This window comes from Parabacteroides sp. AF14-59 (assembly GCF_003479515.1).
Classification (GTDB): domain Bacteria; phylum Bacteroidota; class Bacteroidia; order Bacteroidales; family Tannerellaceae; genus Parabacteroides; species Parabacteroides faecis.
In genome coordinates this window covers 18,694-40,363 of record NZ_QUHH01000035.1, presented here as the reverse complement: position 1 = coordinate 40,363, position 21,670 = coordinate 18,694, and the positions used below count along the sequence as shown (strand labels likewise).

The window sequence follows — 21,670 nt, the reverse complement described above, 5'->3', positions numbered from 1 at the left end:
TGTATTTCTTTTAAAATGAAATATTTATACCTGCAGAATAGGTCTTTGACAGAGGATATGTACTTTCTCCTCCTCTTGATTCCGGATCGATCTTGTTCTCCTTGGCTATCGTGAACGGATTCTGTAAGTTTACAAAAAAACGCAGATTAGATACCCAGTATCTATTGGTAAAGGAAGAGGGGAGCGTATAACCAAGCTGGATATACTTCACCCGGCAGTAGCTGGCATCGAAAAACCAATAGTCGGATGATTTACCATTATCTCCGGAAGTCGGTGTCAGGCGGGGAAAGCGGGCATTCGGATTTTCTTTTGTCCAATAATCCAGATGGAAATTCTGCGGACTGGCCGCATTACCGATAGGATCGGAATAGACTCCTCCATAATAAGCATCGACTCCCGATACACCTTGCAACATGATTTCAAAGTCGATATTTTTCCAGTTCAGGCTCAGATTGGCAAAGTAGTTGAAATCAGGTTCTCCGTTTCCCATTACTTTACGGTCGTTTGCCGTGATCATTTTATCCCCGTCGAGATCCATATAACGAATGTCGCCGGGTTGTTGTCCGTCTATGATGACAATACCCTCTTTGGGTGTATAACTACCGTCGCTTTGCAGGATAAAATCACTTTCCTGCAATAATCCGTTTGAGACATATCGGTAGTGGCTGCTCAGCGCATGCCCTTCTTTGTCGATATGGCTACCCCCGTCGTAAGGGCCTCCCGGTAATTTCTCGATTTTGTTCTTGTTGCGCGATATTCCCCCGAAAGCAGAAACACTCCAGTCTCCGAATGTTTGCATATAATTCATGCTGAATTCCCATCCCTTATTTCTGATTTCCCCGGCATTGATATCCGATTGGCCGATTCCGCCGACAGCAGACAAGGGCGGTCGTAAGATGATATCGGAAGTGAGTTTGTCGTAATAATCGAAGGTTATGTCTATCATATTATTGAAAATGCTGAAGTCGACTCCCGTGTTGAACATGGCTACTTTCTCCCAGGAGATATCCGGATTCCCGAAAACAATCTCGGAACCATTTCCCGGATCGATGGTGCTTTGGTATTTATAGGCTCCGATATTTTCGTTTCCTAATAACCCGTAAGAACCCCTTAACTTCAGGTTGTTTATCCATTTAACCTCTTTCAGGAAAGACTCTTTGTTTACATTCCAGCCGATGGCTCCGGATGGAAACCAACCGAATTTGTTTCCGGGACCGAAGCGGGATGATCCGTCACGGCGAATAGTCGCTTCGAACAAATAGCGGTCATCATAGGTATAGTTTGCTTTTGCTAACAAGGATTGCATGGCATATTCATCCCATACACCACTGTTGTTCAGTTCGGCATTTACTCCGGCAATGGCAAACAGACGATGCTTTTCATGAAATGTTTTGGTATAGTCGACAGTTCCTCCAATATAATAATAACTGGAGCGCCAGGTTGACGATGGCTGAAAGTTTGCCCATGTAGCGATGAGCTGTCCGTTATCGTAATCGAAGAAGTTGACAGCACGCCGGTCTCCTTTGGTTGCTCCGCTATTCACCTGGTAACTGAATTGTCCGGCCAGGTTTAAACCGGGAATTATTCCCCATTTGGGTTGTAAGTTTACACTTATGTTATCTGTCAGATTCTCTGTGAATCCCCCTTTTTCGATTTGTGCCAGGGGATTTCTCATACTCGATCCGTAGTTCCCGTAATACTCATTGGGGTCTCCTTCCCTTTGCGGATATTTGCCAACGATAGTCGGAGGTGTCCAGTATAATAACCAGATAGGATTGAAAGCCCCGGTCGCACCGTCTACACTGGCCTTATGCTGTGTGCCACGAATTACGTTCAGGTCGACACCTACTGTGATATTCTCCCGTAAACTGACAGTGGTGTTTGCCCGCAGGTTCAGACGGTCGTATGTGAAATCCTTTACATAACCGGTTTGTGCCATATAATTACCTGTAATGGCAAAACGGGCGATGCTACTACCTCCGTAGACCGATATCGAGTGACTTTGTATCGTCGCATTTTTCCATAATAAATCTGTCCAGTTGGTGTCCGGATATTTGTAGGGGTCACTTTGGTTGATTGTTTTTTGTATCGCATCCTCTGTATAGACCGGATCACCCCCGTTGTTTTTGTATGCTTCGTTCATCATTCTCATGTAAGTGGGAGCATTCACAAAATCCGGCATATAGGTAGCTTTTTGTACACCGCCATATCCATTGTAACTGACTTTTATTTTGCCGGGTTGTCCTCTTTTGGTTTTTACCACGATAACTCCGTTTGCCGCACGAGCCCCGTAAATGGCTGCCGCTGCCGCATCTTTTAATACGGTAACACTTTCAATGGTGGTCGGATCGAGATTATCCATATCCATTGGAATGCCATCCACTAAAACCAAGGGTGACAGATTACCCATCGTAACACCACGGATCTTGATTATTGCCGCATCTCCTCCCGGCAAACCACTCGATTGTGTTACCGTGATACCTGTAACACCTCCTTGCAGGGCTTGCGATAAAGAGGTGATCGGTTTGTTATTCAGTGTCGCATCCAGCTTTACCTGCGAGATGGAAGAGATACTGTTCAGTTTTCGTTCTTCCGTAAAACCGGTTACGATAACTTCTTCCAGCGCACTGATATTTTCTTCCAGCGAAATGATCAGGTTCGACTGGTGGCGTTTAACCAGATATTCGACCGGCTTATAGCCAATATAGGAAAAAACCAGTATATCATCGCGTTGGGCTTCGATATGAAAGAGTCCGTCCAGATCGGTGGCCACACCTTGGTTGCTGCCTTTTATCTGGATGGTAACGCCCGGCAGGGGAGAAGGGGGTTCCTGTTTGTCGAAAACCTGTCCTTTTATCGAAATCTTATTATTCGCCTGCTGGCTTTTTTGTTCTGCTTTATAGAGAATGATATGTTTGTTCTCTATCTTGTAACTGATGTTTTTGTCTGTTAATACTTTATCTAAAATACTTGAAACAGTTTCCTTTTTAGCGGAAACTGATACTTTGGGGCTGAGGTCGATTTGGGAATCCTCATAGAAGAAGGAGTATTCGCTATTCTTTTTTATAACAGATAGAACTTCTTCTATGCTTGCATTTTTCATGGTAAATGAAAAAACTTTAGTTTGCGAGTATGTCTCTGCTGAAACATATAAAGCGCAACAAATTAGAAAAAAGGCTGTAATTCTCATAATTCGCTTCAATTTAGGACAATAAATGCCTGAAACGAGATGCTTGTCTTGTTTTTTTTTCATACTTTTGTGAAGAAATTTAATTGCTAATTAAGTTTACGTGTTTGCTTCTGCAAACGCAGAGGATAGGAAATACGCCAATATTTCCTATTCTTTTTTTGAGATGTTATACCATAGGCGATATTAGATTAGGTTTATATTCTGATTGTTTTAGTGATTCCTTATTTAATCGTGATAATATTGTTTTCCTTTCGATAGTTTAGTCCACTACTTATTTTCAGGATATTCAATATCTCATCAATAGTTTCTCCCCGGATAAAATCGCCGGTGAAGTGGCGGTTGGCAACTTCCGGATTTTCAATGATAAATGTTACACCAAACCCTCTTTCCAATGTCTGGGCGAACTCCGGAAACGGGGTGGAGTAAAAAGAATATTTACCGGTTCTCCACATGGATGCAGTTAGCGGGTCCACCTGCTTTTTTGAAAACGTATTCATCTGTTTGTCGAAGGTAACACAGTCGTTCGGTTTCATCTCCAACATCTGATTGGAGGCCGGATGGCTGATCTGGACACGACCTTCTTCCAGTATCGTTTCGACGGACATATCGTTCGCATAAGTTTTCAGGTTGAATTTGGTCCCTAAAACTTTCACATCGATAAGCCCGGTGTTAACCAGGAAAGGTTTTTCCGTATTTTTTGCAATCTCGAAATAGCCTTCCCCTACAAAAGACACTTCGCGTGTTTTTCCTGTAAATTGTTTCGGATATTTCAGGTTAGAACCTCCATTTAAAAATATTTTGCTGCCATCGGCTAGCAATACCGAATCGCGTACCCCTTTGGGGGTGGATATTTCGAGCCAGGCCATATGCTCGTTTTCCGGACTATTTGTAAAGAAGTTATATCCGATAGTGAATAGTACGAGTAGGGAAGCTGCAATTGAAACAAAAAGAATCCTCCGTTCCTTTTGTCTTTTTCGTAGCTGTATCCGGGTAAGAATTTTATCCTGGACACTTCCTTTGCGCTTCCGGATGGCTTCCGGATCAACTTGGCTCCGGATTTGCTCAGCCAGCTTATCTGCTAATTCTACGTCAGATAAAACTTTCCATGGATGATTTGACTGTTTTTGACTACTCATATATTCTCTTTTATAAATAAAATCCTCGGGGGATTATTTATGCCTAAAAGAAAATTGATATTTAGTGTTTGTTAACGATTTGTTGTTTCTGCGTGGTTTACAGTTAAGGGGTTTGTCTTGTTATCTCTCTTTTATATAATGTCCCACAATCTCTGTCAGTTTTTTCTTTGCAATGATCTGTTGTGCCTGCACCGTTTTTTCGGAGATACCCAGGATGTCGGCTACTTCTTTATATTTCAGGTTATCCTCTTTTAACATAAGGAAGATCAGTTTGCACCGTTGGGGGAGTTGGTTCAGCGCATCTTCTATTATTCCGGTTATTTCGTTTGAGTCCAGCAGGGCTTCCGGTGTTGTATGATCGATACTCAAATGGATATGCAGGTCTTCGATATATTCTTCGAAATAATTACGTTTATTCAGAAATTTCAGGCATCTGTTCTTTATGGCGGTGAAAAGATAAGAGTTGAGGTTATCTATCTTTTTTAAGGAATCCCAGTTTTCCCAGATACTGACAAATACATCCGCCAATATATCTTCACAATCTTCATGGTCGGGAACGAAGTGCAGGGCAAAACGAAACAGACGTTCATACTGCTGCTCATAGAGAATTGTGAAGGAATTATATTTTTCGGTCATAATCGTATTAGAAGCAAATCGAGTATATTATAATTATTAGTGTGCGACTCCTTTGGCGACAAATTTAAACAATAATCTTATATAAAATAGTTTGCTCCTGCTATTTACATTCATTTCAATAATATTCTACATTTCTGCATTAGGGTGTTCCGGCTGAACTATCAAAAATAGAAAGAATTGAATCAGTTTTAGAAAGAAACTGTTAATGAGAGATTCTATATTTGTGCAATCATAGAACTTTAATAATTGTACAAATTAATAGAATCTTTCATGAAAACCTCTTTTTTAACAATATGTATATCGTTTCTATCTTTAGGTGCATCGGCTCAGATCAGCCAGGCGGACTTTGCGAACCCGGAGAATAAATATAAGCCTATCCCTTTATGGTTCTGGAATAACACGACGGTAAAAGAAACGGAGTTACTGGATCAGTTTCACCAGATGGTCGGAAAAGACGGCTATGGCGGTTGTGCCATCCTTCCTTTCGGCCAGGATTTTAAACCGGAATATTTGTCGGACGATTATTTCAACCTGTATGGTAAGATCATAAAAGAGGCTAAGAAATTAGATGTGCATTTATCCTTGTACGATGAGTACGGATTTCCCAGCGGAAGCATGGGGGCTATCAATGCCGATGGAGTTCCCCGTTTTATGAATAAATATCCGGACGCAACTATCAAGCGCCTGGATAAGGTCGAATATAAGGCACTTCCCGGAGATGTGTTTGAGCAGGCAGTTCCTGCCGGGAAGCTGATGTCGGTTGTCGCAATGGATACGCTGACAAAATCCCGTATCTTATTGAAACAGCATATCCGTTCCGGAAAACTAGAGTGGAAAGTGCCGGAGGGGGCTTGGAAAATCATGTTTTTCGTCTGTGTGAAAGACGGTGATCCGAATGTCGATTATCTGAACCCGGAAGCTGTCAAATTGTTTGTAAAAGAGACACATCAGGCTTATTATGACCGTTTTCCGTCTTATTTCGGAAATACGATCATAGAGACTTTTTTTGACGAACCGACCATGTACCGGGCAAAAGGACGTATGTGGACAGAAAAGTTTAATGAGCAGTTCATCTCCCGTTATGGAGAATCTCCCGAACTGTTGTATCCGGCATTATGGTATGATATAGGTGAAGAAACCCAATCCGCACGAAATCGTTTGTTCGGATTGCGGGCACATCTGTATGCCGAAGGTTTTATGAAAACGATTGCAGAATGGGCATCGGCTCATGGCATTTCTTCTACCGGCCATCAGGACCAGGAAGAGATCGCGAATCCGGTCAGTGTTTCCGGCGACCTGATGCTGTGTGGAAAATATATGGATATTCCGGGTATCGACAAGATTGGCGGAGGTCGCCCGACAGAACTGTTCTATAAAGTGGTATCCTCTTCTGCGAACAACTGGGACAAACGCCAGGTCATGTCCGAAACCTATGGTGCCATGGGGAATATAAGTGTAAAGACGCTTTACCATATCGCCATGGAACAATATACGAAAGGGATCAACACACTTATCCCTCACGCTGTCTGGTATAACGATCAGAATGTCACTTTCCTGCCCGAACTTTCCTGGCGGAACGAATTGTACCGGGACTCTCTTCCGGCATTCAATAAATTTCTTTCCCGTCTCAACTATATCCTACAGCAGGAAGGAAGACATGTGGCGGATATAGCTGTGCTCTATCCGATCGAGTCCCTGCAGGGAGAACATGTGCTGGACGGCGAACTGGGATTTTATGAGGGGGGAGTAATCATTCCAAATACGGATTATACGCATATCTCCGCCTTATTGACGGATACGTTAGGACGTGATTTTACGTACCTGCATCCGGAAGTTCTGTCTGAAAAATGCCGGGTAGAGAAGGGACTGTTGCATTTGGATAATCAGGTGAACAAAGAAACTTTCCGGTTGCTGATCGTTCCGGGAGTAAAAACAATCTCCTTGTCAACCTTGAAGCAGATAGAATCATTCTTCCAATCCGGAGGAAATGTGATCTTTACAACTCAATTGCCGGAAAAGTCAGTGGAACCGGGACGGGATCAGGAAGTGAAAGATAAGATTACCCGGATATTGGCTGCCGGCTCCTCGGCTTCCGGTAAAGCTTTTTTCATCGGTAAACCCGCGCCCGATGTTTTGCGGGCTGCCATAACAGAGTCCTGCCGTGTTCCTGATGTGGCTTTTGAAGAAGGGGCCGAATTGAATTATATACATAAGGAGTTGAAAGATCAGTCAGTCTATTATTTTGCTAATTTAAAAGAGAAGCCATACCGTGCAAATGTCGTGTTACGTGGCAAACTGAAACCGGTATTGCTGGACCCTCATACAGGGCAGCAGGCCAAAGTGGCATATAAGCATAAGAATGTTCACGGCATGGAAACGACGACAGTTGTGTTACCGATAGAAAAGAATTCATCAGTATTCCTGATCGATAATATTCATTAGAAAAGATATATACCATGGAAAAAAGAAAAACAAAAGTCGGCCTTGTAGGGCTGGGCCTGGATACGTATTGGCCGCAATTTGAGGGGCTGTATGCGCGCCTTTGCGGGTACCAGGATTGGATTGCATCGAAAATGTCCCGTCCGGATACGGAAGTCATTAATGCCGGGATTGCCGATAATCCGGTTAAAGCGGTGGATGTGGCAGAAGATTTAAAGAAAGAAGATATTAGTATTTTGTTTGTGTTTATCTCTACGTATGCGTTGTCATCGACCGTCTTACCGCTTGCCCAACGCGTAAAAGTACCTGTTATCCTGTTGAATATTCAGCCGGCCGCAGCCATCGACTATGACTATATAAATAATCTGGGTGACAGAGGAAAAATGACAGGGGAGTGGCTGGCACATTGCCAGGCTTGTTCCGTGCCCGAGTTTGCCAGCGTATTCAACCGTTCCGGCATCCCGTATGAAATTGTGAGCGGCTATCTGCAGGAAGAGTATGTGTGGAAACAGATTAATAACTGGATCGATGCAGTCCGTGTGGTGAATGGCATGAAGAATAACCGTATGGGAATTCTGGGCCATTATTACTGTGGCATGTTGGACGTATATACCGATTTAACACAGCAGTCGTCTGTTTTCGGGACGCATGTGGAAATCGTGGAAATGTGTGAACTGAAAGCTTATCGCGACAATGTCACGGAGGAAGATGTAAAGGATAAACTGGATGAATTCAATGCCTGTTTTGATATCGACAGCCAGTGTGAACCTTATGAACTGGACCGGGCAGCCCGTACTTCGATCGCGCTGGACCGTTTGATCGATGCTCATGACCTGGGAGCGATGGCTTATTATTATGAAGGGTATGCAGGCAATGAATATGAAAATATAGTAACATCCGTTATCGCCGGTAATACCCTGCTGACAGGACGGAATATACCGATTGCCGGTGAATGTGAAGTGAAGAATGTCCAGGCAATGAAGATCATGTCTTTGCTGGGAGCAGGCGGCTCTTTCTCTGAATTTTATGCACTTGATTTTAACGATGATATCGTTATGCTGGGACATGATGGCCCCGCCCATTTCGCGATATCCGAAGGAAAAGTCCGTTTGGTTCCGCTGCCGGTCTATCATGGCAAACCGGGTAAAGGACTTTCCATTCAGATGACGGTAAAACATGGTCCGGTAACCCTGTTGTCGGTCTGCGAAGGAAAAGACGGTATCTTCCTGCTGGCGGCAGAAGGAGAATCGGTAGAAGGCCCGACGCTGAAGATCGGTAATACGAACAGCCGTTACCGTTTTACCTGCGGCGCCCGCGCATTTATCGATAACTGGAGCAAAGCAGGACCTTCCCATCACTGTGCGATAGGTATTGGCCATCAGATAGATAAACTGGAAAAAATTGCATTCCTGCTGGGAATACCGATTGTTAAGGTTTGACAGCAATTTATAAGTGAAAAAGGGAACATAAACTAATGAATTGTAGATTCAATTGTGTTTCCTCTTTCAGTTTATAAGAAAAAACACATAAAAAATATCGTTTTATATTTGGTGGTTTGGAAAAAGGCTGTATCTTTGCAGCGTTAAATAAAAAAAGACAATGAAACAGAACATAGCAAATAGTCTCATTATTTCTCTAAACATTATTCTACTCTGGGAACGGGATAGGAAGTGAGACTGTACGTGCTTTTCTGATGCATGAAGATATTAAAGAGCCTTTCTCACTTCCTGGTGAGAGAGGCTTTTTTATGGATACAAACAAGAATATAAACAAATTTAAGAGTATAAGATTATGTCAGACAGATTATTTATTTTCGACACCACGTTGCGTGACGGTGAGCAAGTGCCGGGTTGCCAGTTAAACAGTATTGAAAAGATTCAGGTTGCCAGAGCACTCGAGGAGCTGGGCGTGGATGTGATTGAAGCAGGATTCCCAGTGTCGAGTCCGGGCGATTTCAATAGTGTGGTTGAGATATCCAAAGCCGTTACATGGCCTACTATCTGTGCGTTGACCCGTGCTGTCGAGAAAGATATCGATGTTGCCGCCGAAGCATTGAAGTTCGCTAAACGCGGACGTATCCATACTGGTATCGGTACTTCGGATTATCATATCCGTTATAAATTCAATTCCAATCAGGAGGAGATTCTGGAGCGTGCCATCGCTGCTACGAAATATGCGAAGAGATATGTTGAAGATATTGAATTTTACTGTGAAGATGCCGGGCGTACGGACAATGCTTATCTGGCACGTGTCGTCGAGGCGGTGATCAAAGCGGGTGCTACCGTTGTGAATATCCCTGATACGACCGGTTATTGCCTGCCGGACGAATATGGAGCAAAGATCAAATATCTGATGGAACACGTAGACGGCATACAGAATGCAATTATCTCTACACACTGCCATAACGACCTGGGTATGGCGACAGCCAATACCGTGCAGGGTGTCCTGAACGGGGCACGCCAGGTGGAAGTAACTATCAACGGTATCGGCGAACGTGCCGGTAACACTTCACTGGAAGAAGTCGCCATGATCTTCCGCAGCCATAAAGAGCGCGGCATTGAAACCAATATCAATACTACGAAGATCTACGGTATCAGCCGTATGGTTTCCAGCCTGATGAATATGCCGATCCAGCCCAACAAGGCGATCGTCGGACGTAATGCCTTCGCTCACTCTTCCGGTATCCACCAGGACGGCGTTTTGAAGAACCGTGAAAGCTATGAGATCATCGACCCGAAAGATGTGGGTATCGACGATAATGCCATCGTGTTGACTGCCCGTAGCGGACGTGCAGCCCTGAAACATCGTCTGAGTGTGTTAGGAGTGGAACTGAGCCAGGAAAAACTGGATAAGGTATATGAAGAATTTCTGAAACTGGCTGACCGCAAGAAAGATATCAACGATGACGATGTGTTGATGCTGGCAGGAAAAGACCGAACAGCCATGCACCGTATCAAGCTGGATTATCTGCAGGTGACATCGGGTGTCGGCTTACAGTCTGTAGCCAGTGTATGTCTGGATATCGCAGGCGAAAAATTTGAAGCTGCTGCTTCCGGTAACGGTCCGGTAGACGCTGCCATCAAAGCGGTTAAATCGATCATCCACCGTACGATGACTATCCAGGAATTTCTCATTCAGGCGATTAATAAGGGTAGCGACGATATGGGTAAGGTACATATGCAGGTGGAATACGATGGAAACAACTACTACGGCTTTGCCGCCAATACCGATATTATTGCCGCTTCTGTAGAAGCCTTTATCGACGCAATCAATAAGTTCGTAAAATAACATAATACATAATTAGCAATGAGCAAGACATTATTTGAGAAGATTTGGGAAAAACATGTGGTAGACACACTGCCCGACGGAACGATCCAGTTTTACATCGACCGTCTGTTCTGCCATGAAGTAACCAGTCCGCAGGCATTTGCGGGGTTACGTGCCCGTGGCCTGAAGCCGTTCCGTCCGGAACAGATCACTTGTATGCCGGACCATAATATTCCGACATTGCATCAGGAAAAACCCATCGAAGACCCGGTTTCCAAGAACCAGGTGGACACGTTGGAAAAGAATGCGAAAGATTTCAGCCTGACTTATTACGGTTTGCAGCACCCGAAAAACGGGATTATCCATGTGGTAGGACCGGAAACGGGCTTGACCCAACCGGGCATGACGATCGTTTGCGGCGACTCCCATACTTCTACCCACGGCGCTATGGGCGCTATCGCTTTCGGTATCGGTACCAGCGAGGTGGAAATGACATTAGCTACCCAATGTATTATGCAGCGTAAGCCGAAGACGATGCGTATTACTATCGACGGTAAGCGTAAGCCGGGTGTGACGGCAAAGGACTTTGCTCTCTATATTATCAGTAAAATGACTACCGGAGGTGCTACCGGTTATTTCGTAGAGTATGCCGGCGAAGCGATCCGTAATACGACGATGGAAGAACGCCTTACCATCTGTAACCTGTCCATCGAAATGGGTGCCCGCGGTGGTATGATCGCTCCGGACCAGGTCACTTTCGATTATCTGAAAGACCGTGAATTTGCTCCCCGTGGCGAGGCTTGGGAAAAGAAACTGGCTGAATGGCGTGAGTTATACAGCGATCCGGATGCATCTTTCGATAAGGAGATCGTATTTCATGCGGAAGATATCGACCCGATGGTGACTTACGGAACCAACCCTGGTATGGGCATGGGCATCCGCGAAAGCATTCCGGCTATGGAAAGCGTAGATGAAGCCGGTCGTATCTCTTATAAAAAATCGCTCGACTATATGGGGTTCACTGCCGGTGAACCGATCATGGGCAAAAAAATCGATTACGTCTTCCTGGGAAGTTGTACGAATGGCCGTATCGAGGATTTCCGCGCTTTCGCCTCTTTGGTGAAAGGAAAGAAGAAAGCCGACGATGTGATCGTATGGCTGGTGCCGGGAAGTTGGCAGGTAGAACGCCAGATCCGTGCGGAAGGTATCGATAAAGTCCTGACGGAAGCCGGTTTTGAATTGCGTCAGCCGGGTTGTTCGGCTTGTCTGGCAATGAATGAAGACAAGGTTCCGGCAGGTAAATATGCCGTATCTACTTCCAACCGTAACTTCGAAGGACGTCAGGGACCCGGTGCACGTACGATCCTGGCCGGTCCGTTGGTGGCTGCGGCTGCAGCGGTAACGGGAAAGATTACCGATCCGAGAGATTTAATGTAATAAGATTACGAACTGAAAAATCAAAAGAACGAAATGAAAGAAAAATTCACGATAGTAACATCCACCTGTGTACCTCTTCCTCTGGAAAATGTAGACACAGACCAGATCATCCCGGCCCGCTTCCTGAAAGCGACCACACGCGAGGGCTTCGGCGATAATCTTTTCCGCGACTGGCGTTATGACAAGGCGGGCAACCCTAATCCGGACTTTGTGCTGAATCAGAATACATATAAAGGTGAGATCCTGGTAGCCGGAAAGAACTTCGGTAGCGGTTCGAGCCGTGAACATGCGGCCTGGGCGATTGCCGGATACGGATTCCGTGTCGTTGTCAGCAGTTTCTTCGCTGACATCTTCAAGAACAACTCCATGAACAACGGTCTTGTTCCGGTTGTTGTTTCTCCGGAGTTCCTGGCTGAGATATTCGCATCCGTAGAAGCTGATCCGAAAGCGACATTGACGGTCGATCTGCCTGCCCAGACAATCACCAACAACGCAACCGGAAAAACTGAACATTTCGATATCAATGCCTATAAGAAAGATTGCCTGGTAAACGGTCTGGACGATATCGATTACCTCTTGGCTAATAAAGAAAAAATAGAAACATTTGAAAGGGGACGCAGATGACGCAGAATACGCAGACTGACGCAGATTTTTTATTTAAGAAAGAAACTGATGAGATAATTGGGGCTTTTTATAAAGTTTATCGCTCATTAGGATATGGTTTTCTTGAAAGAGTTTATCAGAATGCATTATTCTTTGAATTATTGAAACGAGGTTTTACATGTGAGGCTCAGCATCCTATAAATGTGTATTATGAAGATCAGCTAGTCGGGGAGTATATTGCCGATATTGTTGTGAACGATCATATTATATTGGAATTGAAGGCTGTAAACGAATTATCTTCAGAGCATGAGTCTCAATTGTTGAATTATTTAAAGGCAACACATATAGAAATAGGTTTGTTGCTTAATTTTGGAGTTCGCCCTCAAATTAAGAGAAAGATATTTAGAAACACAAACAAATAAAAATCTGCGTAAGTCTGCGTTCTCTGCGTAGTCTGCGTCCAGTAAAATACCAATAAAATTAGTATTATGGTAGAAATAATGGATACAACCCTTCGGGACGGGGAACAAACATCGGGTGTCTCTTTTGCAGCTCACGAAAAGCTCAATATAGCGCAAGTGCTGTTGAGCGATCTGGGGGTAAACCGCGTAGAGATCGCCTCTGCTCGCGTATCGGACGGAGAGTTCGAAGCCGTGAAGCGTGTGGCTGCCTGGGCCGAACGTACCGGTAATCTGCATAAGCTCGAAGTACTTGGCTTTGTAGATGGCGACGCCTCGCTCAACTGGATCGAATCGGCCGGTTGCCGCGTGGTAAACCTTCTCTGTAAAGGTTCGTATAAACACGTGACCGAACAACTCCGCAAATTGCCTGAACAGCATATTGCAGATATCCGTTCTGTTGTATCGCTGGCTACCGAAAAAGGTATTGAAGTAAATATTTATCTGGAAGACTGGTCGAACGGGATCAAGAACTCCCCCGACTATGTTTTCCAGCTGGTCGATGCGTTGAAAGATCTTCCGATCCGCCGTTTCATGCTTCCCGATACGTTGGGAATACTGAATCCGGGCAACACATACGAATTTTGCAAACAGATGATCGAACGTTATCCCGACCTGCATTTCGATTTCCATGCCCATAACGATTACGACCTGGCGGTAGCCAACGTCTATTCGGCCGTGCGGGCAGGCGTACACGGTGTCCATACCACGATAAACGGTCTGGGTGAACGTGCCGGAAATGCACCGCTCAGCAGTGTGATCGCCGTGATCAAAGACCATCTGGGTGAAGAGACCTCTGTCCGCGAAGAAAAGATCAATGCGGCAAGCCGCCTGGTCGAAACCTACTCGGGTATTCATATCGCGCCGAACCGCCCCATCATCGGTGAGCATGTCTTTACGCAATGTGCCGGTGTGCATGCCGACGGCGACAGCAAAAATAATCTGTATTGCAACGACCTGATCCCCGAACGTTTCGGCCGTGTCCGTGAATATGCCCTGGGCAAAACGTCCGGCAAGGCGAATATCCGCATGAATCTTGAATCGCTGGGTATCGATGTGGATGACGAATCCATGCGTAAGATTACCGAGCGCATCATCGAACTGGGAGACAAGAAGGAAATGGTGACGACCGAGGACCTGCCCTATATCATCAGTGATGTCCTTCACCATGATACAATGGCAGATCAACGTATCCGTATATTAAATTATTCCTTATCTTTGGCACAGGGACTGAGGCCCGTAGCTACACTGAAAATAGAGATCGACGGAGAAGCTTACGAAGAATCGGCTTCCGGTGACGGTCAGTACGACGCTTTTGTACGTGCCCTCCGCAGGATCTATTCAGACCTCGGCCGTCCGTTCCCGATGTTGACGAACTATTCCGTATCCATTCCCCCCGGAGGTCGTACCGACGCTTTCGTTCAGACGATCATCAGCTGGAATTATGCCGGAGTAGATTTCAAGACCCGTGGCCTCGATGCCGACCAGACAGAAGCCGCTATCAAGGCAACGCTGAAGATGCTGAATAAGATCGAACAATAAACTAGTTGACAAGTGACAGTTGACAGTTGACAGATGACAGATGAGCTTCGCGCTCGGTAAAACAAATTGTCTGAAAGCCGAGATAACTGTCCACTGTCACTTGTCAACTGTCAACTTAAAAAGTATAGTTATGAACAAAAGATTGACGATTGCGCTGGTAGCGCACGATAACCGTAAGGCAGACATGGTAGAATGGGCTGTGCACAATGCAGAATTCCTTTCCCATCACCATTTGGTATGTACCGGAACCACCGGAGGGCTTATACGCAGTGCCTTCGACGAGAAGGGGGTAGGTGCGGAAATTACTTGTATGCATTCCGGCCCGTTAGGCGGAGATGCCGAGATTGCAGCCATGGTAGTACGTAAAGAGGTGGATCTGGCGATTTTTTTGATCGACGACCTGAATCCGCAGCCTCATGAAGCCGACATTCAGATGTTGCTTCGCCAGTGTCGTGTTCATAACGTGCCTATCGCTTGTAACCGTTACAGTGCCGACCTGATGATTACGAGCACCCTGTGGGATGATGACAGTTATGTTCCTACAGAACCCAAATATGTGCTATTTAAAAGAGACTAAAATAACAAACTGAAATGAAATTGAATATTGCAGTCCTTCCCGGTGACGGTATCGGTCCCGAGATTGTAGAACAAGGCATGAAAGCCGTAAAAGCTATATGTGAGAAATACGGCCATGAACTAAGTTACAAACACGCTTTGGTGGGAGCCGTTGCCATTGACGAGACAGGTAATCCGTATCCGGATGAAACGCACGAACTGTGTATGCAGAGCGATGCCGTTTATTTTGGAGCGATCGGTTCTCCGAAATACGATAATAATCCGTCAGCGAAAGTCCGTCCCGAACAGGGGTTGCTGGGTATGCGCAAGAAACTGGGGCTTTTTGCCAATATCCGTCCGGTAACTACTTTCCCGTCGTTGCTGCATAAGTCTCCGCTTCGTGCCGAACTGATCGAAGGGGCTGATTTCATGTGTATCCGCGAATTGACCGGAGGTATGTATTTCGGTCGTCCGCAGGGAAGAAGCGAAGACGGAAATACCGCTTACGATACGTGTGTTTACACCCGCGAAGAGATCGAACGTATTGTCCGCCTGGCTTACCAGTATGCACAGAAACGTCGTAAGAAAGTGACGGTTGTCGATAAGGCGAACGTGCTGGCAACTTCCCGTCTGTGGCGTCAGGTAGCACAGGAGATAGAAAAGGAATATCCGGATGTGGAAACTGAATATATGTTTGTCGACAACGCTGCTATGCGTCTGGTTCAGTGGCCGAAGAGTTTCGATGTGATGGTTACTGAAAACATGTTCGGTGATATTCTGACCGATGAGGCCTCTGTGATCACCGGTTCACTGGGGATGCTTCCTTCTGCTTCCATAGGCGTACATACTTCCGTATTCGAACCGATCCACGGTTCTTATCCGCAGGCAGCCGGAAAGAATATAGCCAATCCGCTGGCTACTATCCTGAGTGCCGCCCTGATGTTTGAATATGCTTTCAACCTGATGGAAGAAGGTGCCCTGATCCGTGAAGCTGTTACTGCCTCGATGGATGCCAATGTCGTAACAGAGGATATTGCTGAAAACGGCAAGGCTTACAAGACCAGCGAGGTAGGGGATTGGATTGCTGATTATATTGCAAAGAAGTAAAAGTCGGGATGTTATCAATAATGGGCCAATTGACTAATGTGCCAATATCTCAATGAAGATAGCAGTAAGCTCATTATTACTTTTAACTATCCCGTGGTCAAAGTGACTTAGTCATCACAGGTTTATTTGCCGTCGATTTTAACCGACAGCAAATGAACCTGTAACTAATATCCCTTATTTATAACAGATGATTTGTGATTGTGACAAAATGTTTGTTTGTCTTTTGTTTTAGTATTAATATGTCAGATATATTAATGGGTGTGTAACTGCATAATCTACCGGAATAACCCTTTTGAAAAATATATTGTTACAATAATTAACAAATTTCTCCGTAAATCATTTCTTGAAACTCATTTTAAAGAAATTGCCACTTCGTTTAAAACGAATTTTTTTTTGTTTTAAAGGAATAGGTGCTTTGTTTAAGACGGGAAAAGTGTTAAAAGAAGTTGCGTACGCGATAGTCCGACGCTTTTTAAAGCCTGAATTATATGCTTTTTAGCAGTTTCTTACCTCTAGGACACTATCAAAACAGGTCGAAAATGAACTGATATAAATGGTATGAATATCGGTTTTGTGAAATAAACGGATGCAATAAGCAAAAGAATATTGTCTATCTGCTCATTATTTCGCTGTAAAGCGTCCTGTTTGATAATTCTAAACTCTCGGAGAATCCTATAAAATCTATCTCTTCCATCCCTTGCCGGTATACCTGTTTCCTGTACCGGTTAAAATAGCATTTTGACATATTACAGGTTGTAATCAATACTGATTATAACAGATGCAGAAATGAAGAATTTATCTTGAGAAAAATTATTTTGTCATTTTCATCAGTTCGTCTATCACCGTCTGGTCATATCCCATCTCCTGCGCTTTCAGGAAATCCTTTGCAGCGGATTCCTTTTCGTATTGGGCGAGCTTTACTTTCCCACGCAACACATATAGAGAAGCGCTGGGCGTACTTTCTGTAAATACCTTATTGATATCGGCCATAGCACGGGCATTCTTACCCATCATGAAATAAACATCGGCACGGCCTTCATACAAAAGCCAGTCACGGGGCATCTGGCTGATCAGGTAATTGAATATCTTTTCACTTTCATCGTAATTACCGCGCATCTTCTCCAGAATGGCATGTCCCAGGCGGGCACGCACAGACTTCTCGTTCATTTCGAGTATCTTATCGAAATCCTGTTCCGCCCATATATAATTCTTTTTCTGGATATAGATCAGACCGCGGCAGTAAAGAGCTTCTTCGTTTGTCGGTTCGACGATCAGTAACGCGTTGTAATCGTTCAATGCTTTTTCTGTTTCACCCATTTCAGAATAGAGGGAGGCACGGTTCTCCAGGATAGTCGGATTATTGGGTCGTCCGCTAAGTGCAGCTGTATAGGATAGCAAAGCATCTTCCAGTTTTCCCTGGCGGCGTTGTATGCTTCCCAGATTGGTCAGCAAGGCATAGTTCATCGGGTTGCCCGGTTCTTTACGCATGGCCGACCGCAAACTTTCCTCGGCAGACACCAGGTCTTTTTTATCCAGAAAGTCATAACTTTTTTCGATCAGTTCTTCGTATGACTGAGCAAAACTATTGGCTGTTGCCAGTATAAAAGTGATGAATATCAGCAGTAATCTCATTCTGTTGTTTTTATCTGTTATTTGATCGCCGCAAAGCTACGTAAATATATTCTTCCGTGGACAGATTAAAAAAACTTTATACCTTTGCCACATTTTATAAGACTTTTCGAGACTTTGATTGTTATAAGATAAAAGTGTTTAATTAAAAATGATAGATTTATGATATTATTAGATGTGTTGGCTTCCAGTCCGAGGCTGGAAAAAATTGTCAATTCCCTGGTCGAACAGGGGAGTCATTTAGGCTGGACGATCATCAAGGCGATCCTTGTTTTTATAATAGGCCGCTTTGTCATCCGGATGATCAATAAACTTGTCCGCCGTATTTTGACTAAACGTGATTTCGACCCTTCTGTTAAAACATTTGTAGGTAGTCTGGTGAATGTCACTTTGATGGTCTTACTGATCATTTCCGTGGTGGGTGCGCTGGGCGTACAGACTACTTCGTTCGCAGCTCTGCTTGCCTCTGCCGGTGTCGCTATCGGTATGGCTTTGAGCGGAAACCTGTCTAACTTTGCCGGTGGGCTGATCATCCTGCTGTTCAAACCTTATAAGGTGGGCGATTATATCGAGTCGCAGGGTGTTGGCGGTACGGTAAAGGAGATACAGATATTCCATACGATCCTACTCACTGCCGACAATAAAAACATTTATATCCCGAACGGTTCCCTGAGCAGCGGTGTGGTAACGAATATCGGGAGAGAACCGACACGCCGTGTGGAATGGACTTTCGGTGTGGATTACGGTAGCGATTACGAACAGGTGAAAAGAGTTATCGAATCCGTCCTGGCACAGGATGCCCGTATATTGAATGATCCGGCTCCTTTCATTGCCCTGAGTGCCCTGGCCGACAGCAGTGTCAATGTGGTGGTCCGTGCATGGGTGAAAAGTCCGGATTACTGGGGTGTTTTCTTCGACACGAATAAGGCGATCTATGCGACCTTCAATGCCGAAGGTATCGGTTTCCCTTTCCCACAACTGACGGTGCATCAGGCAAAAAACTGATTTTGTCCTTAAAATAAATCTTTTTGTTCAATAACCGACAGGGTTTGTTTGCCCGGTAATAATAGGTTAAAAAGTTGGGCAAAAAGATTTATCTTTGTCTATCAATTTGAAAAGATAAGTTACAGAGAACGTTTTTAAGGTAAAAATATTAAGGACTTTATTTTATTACTTTAGTATTAATTATTTGATTATAAAAAGAATGTCACAAGTCCGTATTAAGGACCACAGATGACGCTGAATACGCAGATGCCCGCAGATTTTATTTAAATATATCTGCGCAATTCTGCGTTTTCTGCGTCATCTGCGTTCAGTAATAGTCCTTATGAATTCAGGCGGTCTACGGTTTTAACCCCTTTGACCGCTTTGATCTTTTTGACCAGCATGTTCAGGGAATTGGTGTCCCTGACGAGTACGGCGAAGTTCCCCTGGAAGATGCCGTCTACCGAATCTATATTCAATGAGCGGAGCGTCACATTGCTCTCTTTCCCGATAACGGAGGTGATATTGGTCACGATCGTTATATCGTCGCGTCCGATCACCCGCAGGGTAACGACATAGCCGTTGTCGCCTTTCCCGCTCCACTTGGCACGGATGATACGGTAGCCGAAACGGCTGAACATCTCCTGCGCATTTGGGCAGTCCAGGCGGTGGATCTTGATACCTTGCGTGGATACAAAACCGAAGACTTCGTCCCCGTAGATCGGGTTACAGCATTTGGCCAGTTTATATTCTATGCCGGTCAGGTTCTTATCGATGACAAGGACATCCTTGTTCGTGGATATTTCTTCTACCTCGGTCGTCGTGCTATATTCCCCGGCACTGCGTACTTCCGAACGTTCGTTGGCTTCCGTCTCTTTCCGCACATATTCCTGGTATTCGTCGATCACATTGTTCGGGTCGAGACGTTCTTCCGCCAGTTCTACATAAAAGTCGGTGACGGTTTTGAACCCTTTCTTTTTGATGTAGCGCATCAGGTGCGGTTCCTCCATCTCGATCTTCCGGTTCTTGAAACGGCGCTGGAGCATCTCCTTCGCAAAGTCGACGGCCTTGGCAGTCTCTTCGCGTAAAGCCTGTTTGATCTTTACACGTGCCTTGGAGGTCACGACGATATTCAGCCAGTCGCGCTTCGGGCTTTGTGAGGGAGCGGTCACGATCGAAACCGTGTCCCCGTTATGGAGTACATATTTAATAGGTACATTCTTCTCATTCACTTTTGCCGATACACATTTGCATCCCAGCTTCGAATGGATGGCGAAAGCGAAGTCGAGCACAGTTGCCCCTTTAGCCAGCTTGATCAACTCGCCTGTCGGGGTGAAGACATATATCTCGTCCTTATACAGGTCCATTTTGAAATCCTGCATCAGGTCGAGCGGGTTGTTCTCTTTTTCCTCGAGGGCGGCACGTACGGTATTCAGAAATTCATCCAGTCCGCTTTCCGCCTTTACCCCTTTGTATTTCCAGTGGGCGGCAAGACCTCGCTCGGCGATCTCGTCCATTCGCCGGGTACGGATCTGTACTTCCACCCATTTATTCTGCGGCCCCATGACCGTGATATGCAAGCTCTCGTATCCGTTCGTTTTCGGAATGGATATCCAGTCTTTCATACGGTTCGGGTTCGGCTGGTACATGTCGGTGATGATCGAATAGACCTGCCAGCATTCCGAACGCTCCTTTTCCAGCGGCGTATCCAGTACGACACGGATGGCGAACAGATCGTATATGCCTTCAAACTCGATCTTCTGCTTTTTCAGCTTATTATTAATGGAATGGATCGACTTGGTACGTCCTTTAATGTCGAAATGCAATCCGGCTTCTTTCAGTTTCTTCTCGATAGGTGCGATGAATCCGGCAATATAAAGGTCGCGCGAACGTTTAGTCTCGTTCAGCTTCCGTTTGATGAAATCGTATTGTTTGCTGTCGGTATATTTCAGCGACAGATCTTCCAGTTCGCTTTTGATCTTATACAATCCGAGCCGGTGTGCGAGCGGTGCATACAGATAAGAGGCTTCCGTTGCCAGCCGCAGCCGGTCGTCTTCCTTCAGTTGTTTACCGAGGCGCATCAGGCAGAGGCGGTCGGCGATCATGATGAGGATAACCCTCACATCTTCCGCAAATGAGAAGAGCAGGTGATGGAAGTTCTCGGAGTTGACTGCCGTATTGCGTGCATACAGGTCGGACGTTTTCAACAGGCGCTGAATGATCAGTGTCACATCGGCATCGAACGTTTTTTCTACCTCTTCCAACGTAATGGCCTTTTTCAGGACCGGGCGATAGAGCAGGAGGGCGATGACGGAAGTCCGTTTCAAGCCGATCTCTGTCGTTGCTATCAGGGCGGTATTTATATTGCGGATCAAGCCGTTGATGCCATTCTTGTCTCTCCCGTAACAGTCGAGTGCGACAACCCGTTGCATCAACTCTCTCATTTTCCTTATATCCTCTTTTTGCAAAAAGGAGTAGAGGCTACGTACCAATTGTCTGTATTTCGAGAAGAAGTCTTTTCTTTCTTCCTCTGTAAAGAACGGTTGTATATCCATAGTTGCGTCAGCTTTTTTACTGCCCATTTTAGGACAGGCCGTAAAACATACTGTAAAAGTATCTTTTTTCTTGGAATATCAATGCGATTCTAATGGTATTTTTATACATTTGCGAGAAGCATACGCAGAAAA

15 protein-coding genes are annotated in these 21,670 nt (G+C 45.1%); 10 read left to right on the top strand and 5 right to left on the bottom strand.

Annotation, left to right across the window (positions count from 1 at the left end; all coding sequences use genetic code 11):
* Nucleotides 1-10: 10 nt before the first annotated feature.
* The 3 genes from DWW23_RS24565 to DWW23_RS24555 all read right to left on the bottom strand — a co-directional run bounded on the left by DWW23_RS24565 (nt 11) and on the right by DWW23_RS24555 (nt 4,962).
* Entirely contained in the window at nt 11-3,103 is a 3,093-nt protein-coding gene (locus DWW23_RS24565) for a TonB-dependent receptor (RefSeq protein WP_158583242.1), read from the bottom strand.
* Nucleotides 3,104-3,411: 308 nt separating this feature from the next.
* Nucleotides 3,412-4,326, bottom strand: coding sequence for a FecR family protein (locus DWW23_RS24560; RefSeq protein WP_122357090.1), 915 nt, complete (start codon nt 4,324-4,326; stop codon nt 3,412-3,414).
* A gap of 120 nt (nt 4,327-4,446) precedes the next feature.
* Complete coding sequence (locus DWW23_RS24555) at nt 4,447-4,962, bottom strand: RNA polymerase sigma factor (RefSeq protein ID WP_122357088.1); 516 nt, start codon at nt 4,960-4,962, stop codon at nt 4,447-4,449.
* Between the two features lie 270 nt (nt 4,963-5,232).
* On the opposite strand from DWW23_RS24555, the gene DWW23_RS24550 reads away from it, so the two are divergent.
* The 9 genes from DWW23_RS24550 to leuB all read left to right on the top strand — a co-directional run bounded on the left by DWW23_RS24550 (nt 5,233) and on the right by leuB (nt 16,370).
* Nucleotides 5,233-7,404: a glycosyl hydrolase gene (locus DWW23_RS24550; protein ID WP_122357086.1), complete on the top strand. Its 2,172-nt coding sequence runs from the start codon at nt 5,233-5,235 to the stop codon at nt 7,402-7,404.
* A gap of 14 nt (nt 7,405-7,418) precedes the next feature.
* On the top strand, nt 7,419-8,840 hold the full coding sequence (locus DWW23_RS24545) for an L-fucose/L-arabinose isomerase family protein (protein ID WP_122357084.1): 1,422 nt from the start codon (nt 7,419-7,421) through the stop codon (nt 8,838-8,840).
* A gap of 352 nt (nt 8,841-9,192) precedes the next feature.
* Nucleotides 9,193-10,689, top strand: a complete 1,497-nt coding sequence (locus DWW23_RS24540; RefSeq protein ID WP_122357082.1) for a 2-isopropylmalate synthase — start codon at nt 9,193-9,195, stop codon at nt 10,687-10,689.
* 18 nt (nt 10,690-10,707) lie between these two features.
* A complete protein-coding gene (gene leuC, locus DWW23_RS24535) occupies nt 10,708-12,105 on the top strand; it encodes a 3-isopropylmalate dehydratase large subunit (protein ID WP_122357080.1) in 1,398 nt (465 codons plus the stop codon).
* A gap of 33 nt (nt 12,106-12,138) precedes the next feature.
* Entirely contained in the window at nt 12,139-12,729 is a 591-nt protein-coding gene (gene leuD, locus DWW23_RS24530; protein ID WP_122357078.1) for a 3-isopropylmalate dehydratase small subunit, read from the top strand.
* Nucleotides 12,726-13,130, top strand: coding sequence for a GxxExxY protein (locus DWW23_RS24525; RefSeq protein WP_122357076.1), 405 nt, complete (start codon nt 12,726-12,728; stop codon nt 13,128-13,130). Before leuD ends, DWW23_RS24525 begins: the two co-directional genes overlap by 4 nt.
* Before the next feature lie 66 nt (nt 13,131-13,196).
* Nucleotides 13,197-14,708: an alpha-isopropylmalate synthase regulatory domain-containing protein gene (locus DWW23_RS24520; RefSeq protein WP_122357074.1), complete on the top strand. Its 1,512-nt coding sequence runs from the start codon at nt 13,197-13,199 to the stop codon at nt 14,706-14,708.
* 130 nt (nt 14,709-14,838) lie between these two features.
* A complete protein-coding gene (locus tag DWW23_RS24515) occupies nt 14,839-15,285 on the top strand; it encodes a methylglyoxal synthase (protein ID WP_122357072.1) in 447 nt (148 codons plus the stop codon).
* A gap of 14 nt (nt 15,286-15,299) precedes the next feature.
* Nucleotides 15,300-16,370, top strand: a complete 1,071-nt coding sequence (gene leuB / locus DWW23_RS24510) for a 3-isopropylmalate dehydrogenase (protein WP_122357070.1) — start codon at nt 15,300-15,302, stop codon at nt 16,368-16,370.
* 810 nt (nt 16,371-17,180) lie between these two features.
* Here the strand turns inward: leuB and DWW23_RS24505 are convergent.
* On the bottom strand, nt 17,181-18,002 hold the full coding sequence (locus DWW23_RS24505; RefSeq protein ID WP_122357068.1) for a tetratricopeptide repeat protein: 822 nt from the start codon (nt 18,000-18,002) through the stop codon (nt 17,181-17,183).
* 159 nt (nt 18,003-18,161) lie between these two features.
* Between DWW23_RS24505 and DWW23_RS24500 the strand changes: the two genes are divergently transcribed.
* Complete coding sequence (locus tag DWW23_RS24500; RefSeq protein ID WP_122357066.1) at nt 18,162-19,004, top strand: mechanosensitive ion channel family protein; 843 nt, start codon at nt 18,162-18,164, stop codon at nt 19,002-19,004.
* A 320-nt stretch (nt 19,005-19,324) separates the two neighbouring features.
* Here DWW23_RS24500 and DWW23_RS24495 read toward each other — a convergent pair whose 3' ends face one another.
* A complete protein-coding gene (locus DWW23_RS24495) occupies nt 19,325-21,538 on the bottom strand; it encodes a bifunctional (p)ppGpp synthetase/guanosine-3',5'-bis(diphosphate) 3'-pyrophosphohydrolase (RefSeq protein WP_122357064.1) in 2,214 nt (737 codons plus the stop codon).
* Between the last annotated feature and the right edge of the window lie 132 nt (nt 21,539-21,670).